The 15,044-nt window shown below is 67.3% G+C and carries 15 protein-coding genes; 9 read left to right on the top strand and 6 right to left on the bottom strand.

The window, feature by feature from the left end; genetic code table 11:
- Positions 1 to 52: 52 nt before the first annotated feature.
- Positions 53 to 1,351 (bottom strand): glutamyl-tRNA reductase, encoded by a 1,299-nt coding sequence (gene hemA, locus U5A56_RS28095; RefSeq protein WP_044845898.1) that lies wholly within the window; start codon positions 1,349 to 1,351, stop codon positions 53 to 55.
- Between the two features lie 26 nt (positions 1,352 to 1,377).
- The gene (locus U5A56_RS28090) at positions 1,378 to 2,139 is read right to left on the bottom strand and encodes a response regulator transcription factor (protein WP_321925706.1); all 762 of its coding nucleotides are present in this window, start codon (positions 2,137 to 2,139) and stop codon (positions 1,378 to 1,380) included.
- 171 nt (positions 2,140 to 2,310) lie between these two features.
- On the opposite strand from U5A56_RS28090, the gene U5A56_RS28085 reads away from it, so the two are divergent.
- From U5A56_RS28085 to U5A56_RS28070, 4 genes are all read left to right on the top strand, one after another.
- Positions 2,311 to 2,565 (top strand): hypothetical protein, encoded by a 255-nt coding sequence (locus U5A56_RS28085; protein ID WP_044845896.1) that lies wholly within the window; start codon positions 2,311 to 2,313, stop codon positions 2,563 to 2,565.
- Positions 2,566 to 2,583: 18 nt separating this feature from the next.
- The gene (locus U5A56_RS28080) at positions 2,584 to 4,398 is read left to right on the top strand and encodes an aminopeptidase P family protein (protein ID WP_321801783.1); all 1,815 of its coding nucleotides are present in this window, start codon (positions 2,584 to 2,586) and stop codon (positions 4,396 to 4,398) included.
- A 66-nt stretch (positions 4,399 to 4,464) separates the two neighbouring features.
- Positions 4,465 to 5,016 carry a cysteine hydrolase family protein gene (locus tag U5A56_RS28075; RefSeq protein WP_321925703.1) on the top strand — a complete coding sequence of 184 codons (552 nt, stop codon included), beginning with the start codon at positions 4,465 to 4,467 and terminating at the stop codon, positions 5,014 to 5,016.
- On the top strand, positions 5,013 to 5,636 hold the full coding sequence (locus U5A56_RS28070; RefSeq protein WP_321925701.1) for an HAD-IA family hydrolase: 624 nt from the start codon (positions 5,013 to 5,015) through the stop codon (positions 5,634 to 5,636). The genes U5A56_RS28075 and U5A56_RS28070 overlap by 4 nt, the downstream gene beginning before the upstream one ends.
- Positions 5,637 to 5,779: 143 nt before the next feature.
- Here U5A56_RS28070 and ettA read toward each other — a convergent pair whose 3' ends face one another.
- The 3 genes from ettA to gcvA form a co-directional block, all read right to left on the bottom strand.
- A complete protein-coding gene (gene ettA / locus U5A56_RS28065; RefSeq protein WP_044845892.1) occupies positions 5,780 to 7,447 on the bottom strand; it encodes an energy-dependent translational throttle protein EttA in 1,668 nt (555 codons plus the stop codon).
- A gap of 189 nt (positions 7,448 to 7,636) precedes the next feature.
- Complete coding sequence (locus U5A56_RS28060) at positions 7,637 to 7,945, bottom strand: DUF3761 domain-containing protein (RefSeq protein WP_321925699.1); 309 nt, start codon at positions 7,943 to 7,945, stop codon at positions 7,637 to 7,639.
- A 113-nt stretch (positions 7,946 to 8,058) separates the two neighbouring features.
- The gene (gene gcvA, locus U5A56_RS28055) at positions 8,059 to 8,976 is read right to left on the bottom strand and encodes a transcriptional regulator GcvA (protein ID WP_124522185.1); all 918 of its coding nucleotides are present in this window, start codon (positions 8,974 to 8,976) and stop codon (positions 8,059 to 8,061) included.
- Positions 8,977 to 9,169: 193 nt separating this feature from the next.
- Here gcvA and U5A56_RS28050 point away from each other — a divergent pair, with 193 nt between their 5' ends.
- From U5A56_RS28050 to U5A56_RS28030, 5 genes are all read left to right on the top strand, one after another.
- Entirely contained in the window at positions 9,170 to 10,489 is a 1,320-nt protein-coding gene (locus tag U5A56_RS28050) for an MFS transporter (protein ID WP_321925698.1), read from the top strand.
- A gap of 103 nt (positions 10,490 to 10,592) precedes the next feature.
- Complete coding sequence (locus tag U5A56_RS28045; protein ID WP_124571705.1) at positions 10,593 to 10,937, top strand: MmcQ/YjbR family DNA-binding protein; 345 nt, start codon at positions 10,593 to 10,595, stop codon at positions 10,935 to 10,937.
- 38 nt (positions 10,938 to 10,975) lie between these two features.
- The gene (locus tag U5A56_RS28040) at positions 10,976 to 11,170 is read left to right on the top strand and encodes a hypothetical protein (protein WP_124571704.1); all 195 of its coding nucleotides are present in this window, start codon (positions 10,976 to 10,978) and stop codon (positions 11,168 to 11,170) included.
- 222 nt (positions 11,171 to 11,392) lie between these two features.
- Positions 11,393 to 12,784, top strand: coding sequence for a GABA permease (gene gabP, locus U5A56_RS28035; protein WP_044845887.1), 1,392 nt, complete (start codon positions 11,393 to 11,395; stop codon positions 12,782 to 12,784).
- Positions 12,785 to 13,217: 433 nt separating this feature from the next.
- Entirely contained in the window at positions 13,218 to 13,595 is a 378-nt protein-coding gene (locus U5A56_RS28030; protein ID WP_321925695.1) for a lysozyme inhibitor LprI family protein, read from the top strand.
- A gap of 120 nt (positions 13,596 to 13,715) precedes the next feature.
- Here the strand turns inward: U5A56_RS28030 and ychF are convergent, their stop codons facing one another.
- Positions 13,716 to 14,810, bottom strand: coding sequence for a redox-regulated ATPase YchF (ychF, locus tag U5A56_RS28025; protein ID WP_044845885.1), 1,095 nt, complete (start codon positions 14,808 to 14,810; stop codon positions 13,716 to 13,718).
- Positions 14,811 to 15,044 lie beyond the last annotated feature (234 nt).

Raw genomic sequence — 15,044 nt, 5'->3', positions numbered from 1 at the left:
TTCGAAAAGGATAGGCCGGCGCGCGGCCGGCGGCAGGGGCAACCGGCCGGCGCTAGTGGCCGGACTGGTCGTTCGAGCGCGGCGCGTGCTGGTAGAAGCCGCGCATCAGGTCGATCAGCGAATCGCGGTCGGTGCCGTTCACGCGGTTGAGCGCGCTCGTCGGGCCGTGGATCAGCTTGTTGGTGAGCGCCTGCGACAGCGCTTCGAGGACGGCGGCCGGATCGTCGCCGCGCGCGAGCAGCTTCTGCGCTTTCTCGACTTCCGCGCGGCGCAGCGCGTCGGCCTGCGTATGCATGTGACGGATCACCGGCACGACGCTGCGCGTGTCGAGCCACTGCATGAAGTTCTGCACGCGGGTTTCGATGATCGTCTCGGCTTGTGCAACCGCGGCCTGGCGCGATGCGTTGCCTTCGCGCACGATCGCACCGAGATCGTCGACGGTATAGAGGAACACGTCCTTCAGCTTGCCGACTTCCGGCTCGATGTCGCGCGGCACCGCGAGGTCGACCATGAAGATCGGCCGGTGGCGGCGCGCCTTCACCGCACGTTCGACCGCGCCGAGGCCGATGATCGGCAGCGTCGACGCGGTGCACGACACGATGATGTCGAACTCGTGCATGCGGGCCGGCAGGTCCGACAACGGCATCGCGCGGCCGTTGAAACGTTCGGCGAGCCGCTGGCCGCGTTCGGCCGTGCGGTTCGCGACGACGAGCTCGCGCGGGCTCTGCGCGGCGAAGTGCGTCGCGCACAGCTCGATCATCTCGCCGGCGCCGATGAACAGCACGCGCTGATCCGACACTTTTTCGAAGATGCGCTGCGCGAGGCGGACCGCGGCGGCGGCCATCGACACCGACTGCGCGCCGATCTCGGTCGTGCCGCGCACTTCCTTCGCGACGGCGAACGTGCGCTGGAACAGCTGGTTCAGATAGGTGCCGAGCGCGCCGGCTTCCGTCGCGGTGCGTACCGCATCCTTCATCTGGCCCAGGATCTGCGTTTCGCCGAGCACCATCGAATCGAGACCCGACGCGACGCGGAATGCGTGCCGGACCGCTTCCGACTGCGGCAGCGCATAGACGTGCGGGGCGAGCTCGTCGACCGGAATCTGGTGGTACTCCGACAGCCAGCGAATCGCACCCTCGCGGGCGGCCCGATCGTCGGTCGCGCAATAGAGTTCGGTGCGGTTGCAGGTGGAGAGGATTGCCGCTTCGGGCGCATTCGGCGCCTGGGGGCCGAGGAACACGTTCTTGAACGTGACGAGAGCCGGCTTGATTTGCTCGAGCGGAAACGCCACGCGTTCGCGCAGGGCGACAGGCGCAGTGTGGTGGTTGATTCCGATCGTGAGGAGTTGCATATCGAGGGCTATCGTTTAGCCCCATATTATAGCGTTTCAGCGATTTCCTCACTTGCGGCATACCGGGCATCGGCGTGGCGCGGCCTCGAATTTGGGGGCTCGATCGGCACGCGGTCGAGCTGGTAGCCGTAGCCGTAGAGCGGCAGAAGCCGGTAGCCGCGCTCCGGAAGCAGCCGCAGCTTGCTGCGCAGCCGGGACGCATGGGTGTCGAGCGTGCGCGACTTCATGTCGCGGCGGCGGGCCCACACCGTTTCGAGGATATGGGCGCGCGACACGGGCCGCGACAGGTTCGCGAACAGCAGCTGTGCGAAGCGGAACTCCTTCGGCGTGAGCGCGACGATCGCATTGCCGAAGCGCACGAGGCTGTGGGTCGCATCGAATGCGTATTCTCCATACATTTCGCGCGAGCGATTCGGCGGCCGCCGGACACCCGCGCGCCGGCTCAGCGCGTTGACGCGTGCGAGCAGCTCGGGGCCGCTCACCGGGCGCACGAGGCAGTCGTCGGCGCCCGCGTGCAGGCACGACACGACTTCGCTTTCGCGCGCTAGCTGCATCACGGCGATGGCCGGCAGCCCGGGCAGGATCGCCTGCGCCCGCGGAATGACTACCTCGGCCGGCTGGTCGCCGGCCCAGTTGCCGATGATCAGCATGTCGCAGGTATCGCTGGCGAGCCACTCGAAGAACGCCGCGCTGGACGGAAACGCGTGGCACACATGACCGCCGGCGAACAGCAGGCGGTTCAGGAGCGCAGCATGATGCGCTTCCGGATCGATGAGAGCGATTCGCATGAGGATTTCTTCAATACGCCTGCGGGTGCGCGCTTGCCATAACGTCGGGTCGGCCCCTACACTCGAATGTTCGCGGCGCCCGGCTGGTCTCGGGTTCGATGGATGAATCGATGCTAGCCGCTGGCAACGTTCACGCCTATGGGACGAATCTGAATTTATAGAAGGCGTCGAATGAACTGGTTTGGAATCCTTGTCCTGGGAGCGGCCGTCGGGCTGTTCGGCCGGTGGCTGCATCCGATGCGGCGCACGGGCCGGCCGGCATGGTGGATCGTGGTGCTGGTCGGCATCGCAGGCGCCGCCGCCGCGCGCATGGCCGGCAATCTCTCTGGACTGTTTTACGACGGCGAAACGCTCGAATGGCCGGTCTGCACCGGTGTCGCGTTCCTCGCCGTAGCCGTGACGGTCGCCGTGTCGGCCCGTCGCTGAACGCTCTCAGGTGAAATCATGAATGCCCGTCTCCCCGAAGTCTCGTCGGTGCCGGCCCGCCTCGCGCTGCTGCGCGGCGCGATGGTCCGCGAGGACCTGGCCGCCTATCTCGTGCCGTCCGCCGATCCTCACCTGTCCGAGTACCTGCCCGAGCGCTGGCAGGCGCGACGCTGGCTGTCCGGTTTCACGGGCTCGGTCGGCACGCTGGTCGTGACCGCGGATTTCGCGGGCTTGTGGGTCGACAGCCGCTACTGGGTGCAGGCCGAGGCCGAACTCGCCGGCACGGGCGTCCAGCTGATGAAGATGACGGGCGGGCAGCAGAGCGCGCCGCACGTCGACTGGCTTGCGCAGAACGTGCCGGCCGGGGCGACGGTCGGCGTCGACGGCGCCGTGCTCGGCGTCGCGGCGGCACGCGCGCTGACCGCCGCGCTGAGCGCGCGCGGCATCGCGCTGCGCACCGATCTCGACCTGCTCGACGCGATCTGGCCGGAGCGCCCGGGGCTGCCGGGCGACGCGGTGTTCGAGCATGTGGCGCCGCAGGCCGACACGACGCGCGCGAGCAAGCTCGCCGAAGTGCGCCGCGCGATGCACGCGCAGGGCGCGCAATGGCATTTCGTGTCGACGCTCGACGATCTCGCGTGGCTGTTCAACCTGCGCGGCGCCGACGTCAACTTCAACCCCGTGTTCGTCGCGCACGCGATGATCGGGGCCGATCGCGCGACGCTGTTCGTCGCCGACGGCAAGGTGTCGCCGGCGCTGGCCGCGTCGCTCGCGCAGGACGGCGTCGAGGTCCGCGCGTACGACGCCGCGCGCGCGGCGCTCGCGGCGCTGCCGGACGGCGCGACGCTGCTGATCGATCCGCGCCGCGTGACGTTCGGCACGCTCGAGGCCGTGCCGGCCGGCGTGAAGCTGATCGAGGCCGTGAACCCGTCGACGTTCGCGAAGTCGCGCAAGACGTCCGCCGAGATCGAGCACGTGCGCGTGACGATGGAACACGACGGCGCCGCGCTCGCCGAATTCTTCGCGTGGTTCGAGCAGGCGGTGAACCGCGAGACGATCACCGAGCTGACGATCGACGAGCGGCTCACGGCCGCGCGCGCACGGCGCCCCGGCTACGTGTCGCCGAGCTTCGCGACGATCGCCGGCTTCAACGCGAACGGTGCGATGCCGCACTATCGCGCGACGCCCGAGTCGCACGCGACGATCGCCGGCGACGGCCTGCTGCTCGTCGATTCGGGCGGCCAGTACACGACCGGCACCACCGACATCACGCGCGTCGTGCCGGTCGGCACGGTCAGCGACCTGCAGCGCCGCGATTTCACGATCGTGCTGAAGTCGATGATGGCGCTGTCGCGCGCACGCTTCCCGCGCGGCATCCGCTCGCCGATGCTCGACGCGATCGCGCGCGCGCCGATGTGGGCGGCCGGGCTCGACTACGGCCACGGCACCGGTCACGGCGTCGGCTACTTCCTGAACGTGCACGAGGGCCCGCAGGTCATCTCGCACTACGCGCCAGCCGAGCCGTACACGGCGATGGAAGAGGGGATGATCACGTCGATCGAGCCGGGCGTGTACCGGCCCGGCAAATGGGGCATCCGGATCGAAAACCTGGTCGTGAATCGCGCGGGCGGGCAGACCGAATTCGGCGATTTCCTCGCGTTCGAGACGCTGACGCTGTGCCCGATCGACACGCGCTGCGTGCTGATCGAGATGCTGCATGAGGAAGAACGCGCGTGGCTGAACGCGTATCACGCGACCGTGCGCGAACGCGTCGGCCGGCACGTGAGCGGCGACGCGAAGGCGTGGCTCGACGCGCGCACGCAGCCGATCTGACGCGACGCGCAATACACGACAGATACCGGCCGCGCGACGGCCGGACCACGACGGAGAGGGCAATCGATGGCAGACACCGCAGTGATCGTGATCGACATGCAGCGCGGGCTGGTGCAGCGGGCGCGGCCCGCGTACCGGCTCGACGACGTCGTGTCGGGCATCAACCGGCTGACGGCGGCGGCACGTGCGGCAAACGCGCCCGTGTGCTTCGTGCAGCACGACGGCGATGCGGACGACGACATCGTGCCCGGCACGCCCGGCTGGGAACTGCATGATGAACTGATCGTCGGTCGCACCGACTGGCGCATCCGCAAGCAGGTGAGCGATTCGTTCCACGACACGCCGCTCGCCGCGCAGCTCGACGGCCACGGCATCCGTTCGGTGCTGATCTGCGGTTATGCGACCGAGTTCTGCGTCGATTCGGCCGCGCGCCGCGCGGCACTGCTCGGCTACCGGACGACCGTCGTGTCCGACCTGCACACGACGAACGAGCGCGCGCACCTGTCGGCCGCGCAGATCGTCGCGCATCATCACTTCGTGTGGGAAAACAATACGCTGTCGGGCAATGCGGTGACGCCGCGTCCGCTCGCCGACGTGCTCGCCACGGAGTTCGCATGACGATCAAGGCGGTGGTGTTCGATTTCGGCGGCGTGCTGATCGACTGGAGCCCCGAGTACCTGTACCGGCAACTGATTCCGGACGAAGCCGAGCGCCGCTGGTTCCTCACGCACGTGTGCGCGATGGACTGGGTGATCCGGCAGGACGGCGGGCAGACGATCGACGAAGGCACGCGCGAGCTGGTCGCGAAGTTTCCGGCGCACGAGACGCTGATTCGCGCGTTCTACGCGCGCTGGCACGAGATGATCGGCGGCGTGCTCGACGAAGGCGCCGCGCTCGTCGACCGGCTCGATGCGCAGGGGATGCCGCTCTTCGGGCTGACCAACTGGTCCGCGCAGACGTTTCCGTATGCGTGGGACAACTTCCCGGTGCTGCGGCGCTTCAAGGACATCGTCGTGTCGGGCCGCGTGAAGCTCGTGAAACCCGATCCGGCGATCTACCGCGAGATGCATGCGCGGATCGATCCGCACCTGCCGGGCATTGCGCCGCATGAGCTCGTGTTCATCGACGACAACGCGAAGAATGCCGCGGCTGCGACGGCACTCGGCTGGCATGGCATTCATCACACGAGCGCGGCCGCGACCGAGGCGCGTTTGCGCGAGCTGGGCGCGCTCGCGTAGGCGGCGCGCCGGACGCCGCAGCCGAATGCAGACAGGCGGATGAAAAAAAAGCGGGCCATGAGCCCGCTTTGTCGTTCTGCCGATCCGGAAGCGGCCGCGTTCGGCACCCGGCGTCGTGTCGCCGGATGCACGGGCTGCATCGTTCAGCGGCTGATCGGCTTGTAGCGCAGGCGCTTCGGCTTCGCGGCTTCCTCGCCGAGGCGCGCACGCTTGTCGGCTTCGTATTCCTGGTAGTTGCCGTCGAAGAACGTGACCTGCGAATCGCCTTCGAACGCGAGGATGTGCGTCGCGATCCGGTCGAGGAACCAGCGATCGTGCGAGATCACCATCACGGAGCCGGCGAATTCGAGCAACGCGTCTTCCAGCGCGCGCAGCGTTTCGACGTCGAGGTCGTTCGACGGTTCGTCGAGCAGCAGCACGTTGCCGCCGGAGATCAGCGTCTTCGCGAGGTGCAGGCGGCCGCGTTCGCCGCCCGACAGGTTGCCGACGATCTTCTGCTGGTCGCCGCCCTTGAAGTTGAAGCGGCCGATGTACGCACGCGACGGCGTTTCGTACTTGCCGACCGTCAGCACGTCGGCGCCGCCCGAGATTTCCTCGAACACCGTCTTCGAGCCGTCGAGCGCATCGCGGCTCTGGTCGACGTACGCGAGCTTCACGGTCGGGCCCATCACGACTTCACCCGAATCCGGCTGTTCCTTGCCGGTCAGCATCTTGAACAGCGTCGACTTGCCGGCGCCGTTCGGGCCGATGATGCCGACGATCGCGCCGGCCGGAATCTTGAAGTTCAGGTTGTCGATCAGCAGGCGGTCGCCAAACGACTTGCTGACGTTCTTGAACTCGATCACTTCATTGCCGAGGCGGTCGCCGACCGGAATGAAGATTTCCTGCGTTTCGTTGCGCTTCTGGTATTCCTGGCTGTTCAGCTCCTCGAAGCGCGCGATACGCGCCTTCGACTTCGCCTGGCGGCCCTTCGGGTTCTGGCGCACCCACTCCAGTTCCTTCTTGATCGCCTTCTGGCGCGCCGATTCCGACGCTTCTTCCTGCTTCAGGCGCTCTTCCTTCTGGTCGAGCCAGCTGCTGTAGTTGCCCTTCCACGGAATGCCGTGGCCGCGGTCGAGTTCGAGAATCCACTCGGCCGCGTTGTCGAGGAAGTAGCGATCGTGCGTGACGGCGACGACGGTGCCCGGGAAGCGCACCAGGAACTGCTCGAGCCAGTCGACCGATTCCGCGTCGAGGTGGTTGGTCGGTTCGTCGAGCAGCAGCATGTCCGGCTTCTCGAGCAGCAGCTTGCACAGCGCGACGCGGCGCTTTTCACCGCCCGACAGGTGCTCGATCTTCGCGTCCCACGCCGGCAGGCGCAGCGCGTCGGCGGCCACTTCGAGCTGCTGCTCGGGGCTGCCGCCGTCGCTCGACGCGAGGATCGCTTCGTATTTCGCCTGCTCGGCCGCGAGCGCGTCGAAGTCGGCGTCCGGTTCCGCATAGGCCGCGTAGATTTCCTCGAGCTTCTTGTTCGCCTGGAACAGGTCGCCGAGGCCTTCCTCGACGGCTTCGCGCACCGTCTTCGTCGGATCGAGCTGCGGTTCCTGCGGCAGGTAGCCGATGTTCAGGTTCGGCATCGGCGTCGCTTCGCCTTCGATGTCCTTGTCGACGCCCGCCATGATGCGGATCAGCGTCGACTTGCCCGAGCCGTTCAGGCCGAGCACGCCGATCTTCGCGCCGGGAAAGAACGACAGCGAGATGTCCTTCAGGATCTGGCGCTTGGGCGGCACGATCTTGCCGACCCGGTTCATCGTGAAAACGTATTGGGCCATTTGGGTGTGAAACTCAGAAAGGGTTGAGACTGCCGCGCAGCGCATCGGCATGCGTGGCGTCGGGTGATTCGGTACGGAGCGTGCCGCGCGGGGCGCGGCGGTGTCGCCGCGGATTGGCGGCGCGAGCGCGTATTGTACTTCGGCGCCGGCTGCCGCTGGCACCGCGCTGGCCATTCGGCCGACCCGCGTTCACAGCCATCCGGCGACGCCGCCGTGCCCCGAGCAGGTGCCGCGCCGATGGCGGCTGAAGCTGTACGTGCCGTCGCGGCAGCGCGCGCTCGCGCCCTCGGGCACGCGGCCCGATTTCGAATGCGCCGGTGCATGGACGGTGTCGCCGTCGCGATTGCGGTACGTGTCGTGCCGGTCGAGGTCGGCTTCGCTGCCGTAGCCGGGCGACGCGCGATAGGCGTGCGCCGCGGGCGGCAGGGCGGCGCACGCGACGAACAGCGCGGCCGACAGGGTTGCGATGCGTGTCGCGCGGCGGAGCGGGGCGGGCATGGTCTCTCTGCGGATGTCGTTGTCCGTTGCCGGTGGCTGGCGGGCCGACGGCCCGGGCCGCATGTTAGCCGATCGGCTCGAGATCGTTGCCGCCGCCCCGCGCTGCAGCGACGCTACGCCGTGCCCGTCATCGATGCCGCGCCGTCGGCCTGGGCGGCCTCGAGAATCCACCGACGGAACGCGGCGACTTTCGCGCGCTCCGCATGATGCGGCGGATAGACGAGGTAGTACGCGAAGTCGTCGAGCCACGCGACGTCGGCAAGCTGCACGAGCCGGCCGCTCGCGAGCTCGCCGCGCACCATCGCCGCCGGCAGCAGGCCGGCGCCCTGGCCGGCGAGGATCGCCTGCAGCAACAGACTGGAATCGTCGAACGCGGGGCCGCGCGGCGGTCCGAAATCGGCGATTCGCTGCGCGTCGAACCAGATGTGCCAGCCCTTGCGTTCGGCGTCGTGCAGATGCGGCCATCCGGCCAGGTCGGCGGGCGTGGCCGGCATGCCCAGCCGCGCGACGAGTTCCGGCGCCGCAAGCGCGACGATCTCCACGGTCAGCAGCCGTTCGCTGCACAGCCCGATGTAGCGGCCGAGACCGTGGCGGATCGCGACGTCGACGCCGTCGCGCGAGAAATCGGCGAGCGCATGGCTCGCGACGATCTGCAGGTCGACGTCCGGGCATGCGTCGCGGAACTGCGCGAGGCGCGGCACGAGCCATGCGGATGCGAAAAACGGCGTGACGCTCACCGTCAGCACGCCGCTGTCGGCGGCGCCCGACACGCGCTGCGACGCGTCGGCGATTTGCCGGAACGCGTTGCGCACGGGCGGCAGATAGTCGCGGCCCGCGGCGGTCAGCAGGATGCCGCGGTTCACGCGCTCGAACAGTTGCACGCCGAGATGGGTCTCGAGCGTGCGGATCAGCTGGCTCACCGCGCCGGGCGTGACCGACAGCTCTTCCGCTGCCGATTTCACCGACAGGTGGCGGGCCGCCGCCTCGAACGCGCGCAACGCGTTGAGCGGTGGCAGACGGGAACGGTTCATTGAGTTTTTCTAAAGCGAAAGGCCGACGAAATATCGTTTGAGGCAAGGCATGCGCGCGAGTACCGTTGTCGCGTCGGATCCGATTCGTCACGGCTGACTTGCGGCGGTCGATGCGACCAACATAGTTCAACTATATCCATGAGGCAATCCGGACGCCGCGCGGCGTCCGGCGGAACCTGAGAGGAGCATCGTCATGAGCGGCCCGCGCGCGTCGCGCGTTTTCTACGGCTGGTATGTGGTGGCGGCCGCGTTCGCCGTCACGTTCGTCGGCTTCGGCAGTGCGTACACGTTCAGCGCGTTCGTCGAAGCGCTGCAGCGGGATTTCGCCGCATCGCGCGGGCAGATCTCGCTCGTGTTCTCGCTGGCCGGCTTCCTGTATTTCGGCTTCGGCATCGTCAGCGGCCCGCTTGCCGATCGTTTCGGCTCACGGCGGCTCGCCGTCACCGGCATGTTGCTGACGGCGGCGGGTCTCGCGGCGGCCGGCGCCGCGCATACGCTGCTGCAGGTCTATGTCGCGTACGGGCTCGGTGTCGGTCTCGGCGTCGGCTGCGCGTATGTGCCGGCCGTCGGCGCCGTGCAGCGCTGGTTCGTGCGGCGGCGCGGCTTCGCGTCGGGGCTCGCGGTCGCGGGAATCGGCGTCGGCACGCTCGTGATGCCGCCGCTCGCCTCTGCGCTGATCGCGCACGTCGGCTGGCGCGGCGCCTATTTCACGCTTGCGGCGCTCGCCGTCGCGATCGGCGCCGGGATGTCGCTGCTGATCGAGAACGACCCGCGCGGGCGCGGGCTGTTGCCGGACGGGGAGGCCGTGCATCCCGCCGCCGGCGGAGGCTTGCCGGAAGCGGGCGGGCACACGGCAGGGACCGCGGACTCCGTGAACGCTGCTGATCGCGCGCGGGCTGCCGCATCGGCGCCCACCGGTGCGACGCTGCGCGAGGCCGTCACGTCGCGACCGTTCGCGAGCCTCTACGCGGCGTGCCTCGTGTGCTCGTTCGGCGTCTTCGTGCCGTTCGTGCACCTCGTGCCGTATGCGCTCGATCATGGCGTCGCATCGTCGACGGCCGTGCTGCTGCTCGGCGCGATCGGCGTCGGCAGCACGGCTGGGCGCTTCTTTCTCGGCGGCCTCGCCGACCGCTTCGGCCGCCGCGCATCGCTGCTCGCGATGTTCGCGGGCATGGCCGTCGCGCTCGTCGCGTGGGCCGGCGCCGGCAGCGTCGCGACGCTGGCCGCGTTCGCACTCGTGTTCGGCGTGTTCTACGGCGGCTGGGTCGCCGTGCTGCCCGCCGTCGTGATGGACTACTTCGGCGGCCGCAACGTGAGCGCGATCATCGGCGTGCTGTACACGAGCATCGCGTTCGGCACGCTGATCGGGCCGGCTGCGGCCGGTTTCATCTACGACGCGGGTGGCGGTTATCTCGTGCCGATCCTGGCCAGCGCGGCCGCCAATGCGATCGCGCTCGCGATCGTCGCCACCACCGGACGCGCGCAGATGGCCGTGCGCGCGGCCGGCCGCTAGACGCGCGTCGCCCGCTGCAAGGCACGGCGCCTTCCAGCTAGGCGCGATCTACGATTTCCGTTACGGTGGCCGGATCTCGATCATCGACGGCTGGAGGCGCATCGTGACATTCGACGAAGTGCGGCAGATCGCGCTGGCATGGCGCGGCGTCGAGGAAGGGACGTCGTACGGCACGCCCGCACTCAAGGTGAAGGGCAAGATGCTCGCTCGCCTGCGCGAGGACGGCGATACGCTCGTCGTGAAGGGCGTCGGCCCCGACGAGCGCGCGTGGCTGATCGAAGCGGAGCCCGACGTGTATTACCTGACCGACCACTATGCGGGCTGGCCGATCGTGCTGGTGCGCCTGTCGGCCGCGCATCCCGACGCCGTGAGAAACCTGCTTCTGCGCGAATGGCGCGCAATCGTGCCGGCCAAATGGCGCGACGCAGGGCCGGACGACGCCAACTGAGCCGCGCCGGCGCGGCACGCGATCCGCTTCGACGGAACGTGTTCACCATGATGCCGAGCGGGCACGCGCCGTCATCACTTGCCCGATCCGGCTGCCCGCAGGCGGACGCCGAACCGGATCATGCGTTGCATCGGTTCGCATCGATGCAACAAGTGGATCCATCGAAATTCTTCAATTGGTTCTTAGTGAAGAACCGTTTGATGCTTACACTCCTTCGCTTCGAAGGCGGCTGACCGACAGCCGACGGAAAGGGCGCACGCGATGCGCCGGCACCTCGTGCGCCGCATCGCACCCGCGGCTTCGCAGACTGCGTCGCGCACCGACCGGAACAGCTCGACCCGGCTTCCTGCCCGTATGCGCGCATGCGCGGCGGGCTGCCGGGTTCAACAACGACAACTCCCCGCCGCCTTCACGCGACACCGGTCATACCGGAACCGTTTTTTGGAGAGAGACACATGAGTGGAAGCAAGACAGGCCTCGGCACGGGTCTGAAGCAGCGGCACGTGACGATGATGTCGATTGCCGGCGTCATCGGCGCGGGCTTGTTCGTCGGCTCCGGCCACGCAATCGCGGAAGCCGGCCCGGCTTCGATCCTCGCGTATGCGATCGCGGGCGTCCTGGTCGTGCTGGTGATGCGCATGCTTGGCGAGATGGCCGTCGCGCATCCGGACAGCGGTTCGTTCTCGACCTATGCCGATCGCGCGATCGGTCACTGGGCGGGCTTCTCCATCGGCTGGCTGTACTGGTGGTTCTGGGTGCTCGTGATCCCGATCGAGGCAACCGCTGCGGCTACCATCCTCAATGCGTGGTTCCCCGGCGTCGCGACCTGGATCTTCGCGCTCGGCATCACGCTGCTGCTGACGATCACCAACCTCTTCTCGGTCAAGAACTACGGCGAATTCGAATTCTGGTTCGCGCTGATCAAGGTTGTCGCGATCGTCGTGTTCCTGTGCATCGGCGGTGCGGCGATCGTCGGCATCGTGCCCGCGCCGGCCGTATCGGGCGTGTCGAACCTCTTCGCGCACCAGGGCTTCATGCCGAACGGCGCCGGCGCGGTGCTCGCGGCGATGCTGACGACGATGTTCTCGTTCCTCGGTACCGAGATCGTGACGATCGCGGCCGCCGAGTCGGACAACCCGCAACGCCAGATCGTGCGTGCGACCAATTCCGTCATCTGGCGTATCACGCTGTTCTATCTCGGCTCGATCCTCGTCGTCGCGGCGATCGTGCCGTGGAACGATCCGCTGCTGCCGAAGCACGGCTCGTATCAGCGTGCGATGGAGCTGATCGGTATTCCGAACGCGAAGGCGATCATCGACGTGATCGTGCTCGTGTCGGTCGCGAGCTGCCTGAATTCCGCGCTGTACACCGCATCGCGGATGCTGTTCTCGCTGTCCAAGCGCAAGGACGCACCTGCGTTCCTGCACAGCACCGATTCGACCGGTACGCCGCGTGCGGCCGTGCTGGCATCGACCGCATTCGGTTTCCTGACCGTGATCGCGAACTACCTGATGCCGGAGCAGGTGTTCGGCTTCCTGCTGGCGACGTCGGGTGCGATCGCGCTGCTCGTGTATCTCGTGATCGCGATCTCGCAGCTGCGGATGCGCAGGACGCTCGAATCGGGCGGCGCCGACCTGACGCTGCGGATGTGGCTGTTCCCGTGGCTCACTTGGGCGGTGATCCTGTTCATCTGCGGCACGCTGACCGTGATGTTCGTCAGCGAGGAACACCGGATGGAAGTCGGTGCGACGGCCGTGCTCGCGCTGCTCGTGCTGTTTGCGTCTTGGCTGAACAAGCGCGGTCGCGATGCGCGAGCGGGGGCGGGGCGGCGGGTGTCGGCGATGTGATGAAGTGACGATGCGGCAGCGGGCCTGAGCGTTCGCTGTCGGTTGACGCGGGGATTCCCGTCGTGAAAGTGGCCCGATCGGCATTGGCGATCGGGCCATTTGTTTTGCACCAGCAAACGGAGGCACTTGTCGTGGAACGTGGAGCGTTCATCACCACGGCGAATCATTGACATAAGGACTCGCAAAATCGAACTCGTCTGATTTCATCGCCGACGGCAACTTCATACATTGAGCGCATCGACAACCGAAGTAAATGATGAAGTCGACTCGCGTGAGCGGTCGCGCCGGGAGAGTGGCAAATGGCGAATGAGGGCTTGAGGTTGAGTGAAGAAGGTTGAGCGGAGCTGCGTCGGCGGGAAAGCGGGCTTGTCAACCGGCGTCTGCTCGAATCGGCGCCGTTCCAGCCACAACAGAGGGCACAGTGAGAACGGCCATGATCGGTTTGCTCGTACTGGCGTCGGCGCATGCCTTTGCCGGCCCGACGCCAGCGGACGAGATAGCGGTGCGCAGAGGTTTGCCGGCCAGCGAGGTCAACGCGCTACTCAGCGACTGCGATTCGAACCAGACGAGCATGAATTTTTGCGCGTGGCGCGATCAGCTCGTCGCCGAGCGGGATTTGCAGCGGGTCGTCGACAAACAGGTGAGCGAGCGGCCGGAGCGCAAGAAGGCGCTCGGCGCGCAGATCGCACGGTGGAAGAAAGCGCGCGATGCATCATGTGAACAATCGACGCGTAACGCATGGAGCCATGGTTCGATGCGACCTGCGGCACAGGCGATCTGTGTAACGGCGGCGACGAAGGAAATGACGTAAAGGTTATCCGCGACCACTCCTCGCCAACCTTCACGAACCCGTTCGAAATGAAAAAAGCCCGCGACTTGCGGGCTTTTCCTGGTTACCGTGACACTGCACGAAACAGCGTCTGTTGACGCGTCAGACGTTGAACAGGAAGTTCATCACATCCCCGTCGTGCACGACATATTCCTTCCCTTCCGCGCGCATCTTCCCGGCTTCCTTCGCACCTTGTTCGCCCTTGTACGCGACGAAGTCGTCGAATGCGATCGTCTGCGCGCGAATGAAGCCGCGCTCGAAGTCGGTGTGAATCACGCCGGCCGCTTGCGGCGCCGTGTCGCCGATATGGATCGTCCACGCGCGCACTTCCTTCACGCCGGCGGTGAAGTAGGTCTGCAGGCCGAGCAGCTTGAAGCCCGCGCGGATCACGCGGTCGAGGCCCGGCTCTTCCATGCCCATGTCGGCGAGGAACGCTTCCTTGTCCGCATCGTCGAGATCGGCGATTTCCGCCTCGATCGCCGCGCACACCGCGACCACCGGCGAGTTCTCGCTTTCCGCATACTTGCGCACCACGTCGAGGTGCGGGTTGTTCTCGAAGCCGTCGTCCTTCACGTTCGCGACGTACATCGCCGGCTTCGCGGTGATCAGGCAGAACGGCTTGAGCAGCGCCTGCTCGTCGTCCGACAGATCGAGGCCGCGCACGGCCTTGCCCTGGTCGAGGTGCGCGCGCACCTTCTCGAGCACCGCGGCGAGCTTCACCGCTTCCTTGTCGTTGCCGGACTTCGCGGCCTTCGAGTAGCGCGTGAGCGCCTTCTCGACGGTGCCGAGGTCGGCGAGCGCGAGTTCGGTGTTGATCACTTCGATGTCGTCGATCGGGCTGACCTTGCCGGCGACGTGGATCACGTTGTCGTCCTCGAAGCAGCGCACGACGTGCGTGATCGCATCGGTTTCGCGGATGTTCGCGAGGAACTGGTTGCCGAGGCCTTCACCCTTGCTCGCGCCCGCGACGAGGCCCGCGATGTCGACGAATTCGACGACGGCCGGCACGATGCGCTCGGGGTTGATGATCTCGGCGAGCGCCTTCAGGCGCGTGTCAGGCACTTCGACGATGCCGACGTTCGGCTCGATCGTGCAGAACGGGTAGTTCTCGGCGGCGATGCCGGCCTTGGTCAGCGCATTGAACAGGGTGGACTTGCCGACGTTGGGCAAGCCGACGATGCCGCATTTGAGACTCATGGAATCCTTCGGACGGGTGGAGCGGCGCGGCCGGACAAGGCACGGCGGCGCGGGAAAATAGGGACGGCCGGCGCGCGGGGCGCGGCGGGCCGACGTTCAAAGGCGCTATTGTACCGTGCCGACGCCCCGGTTTCCGGCCTTCACCCGAACGCCCGATGCGACGGGCCGCCGCGCTGCCGGACCCGCCTGCGATTCTGCTGATTTCCCGCAAAGTCCGGCCGCGTAAGGGATTGG

This window comes from Burkholderia sp. BCC1998 (assembly GCF_905339875.1).
Taxonomy (GTDB): Bacteria; Pseudomonadota; Gammaproteobacteria; order Burkholderiales; family Burkholderiaceae; genus Burkholderia.
This window is presented reverse-complemented; position numbering and strand designations above follow the sequence as displayed.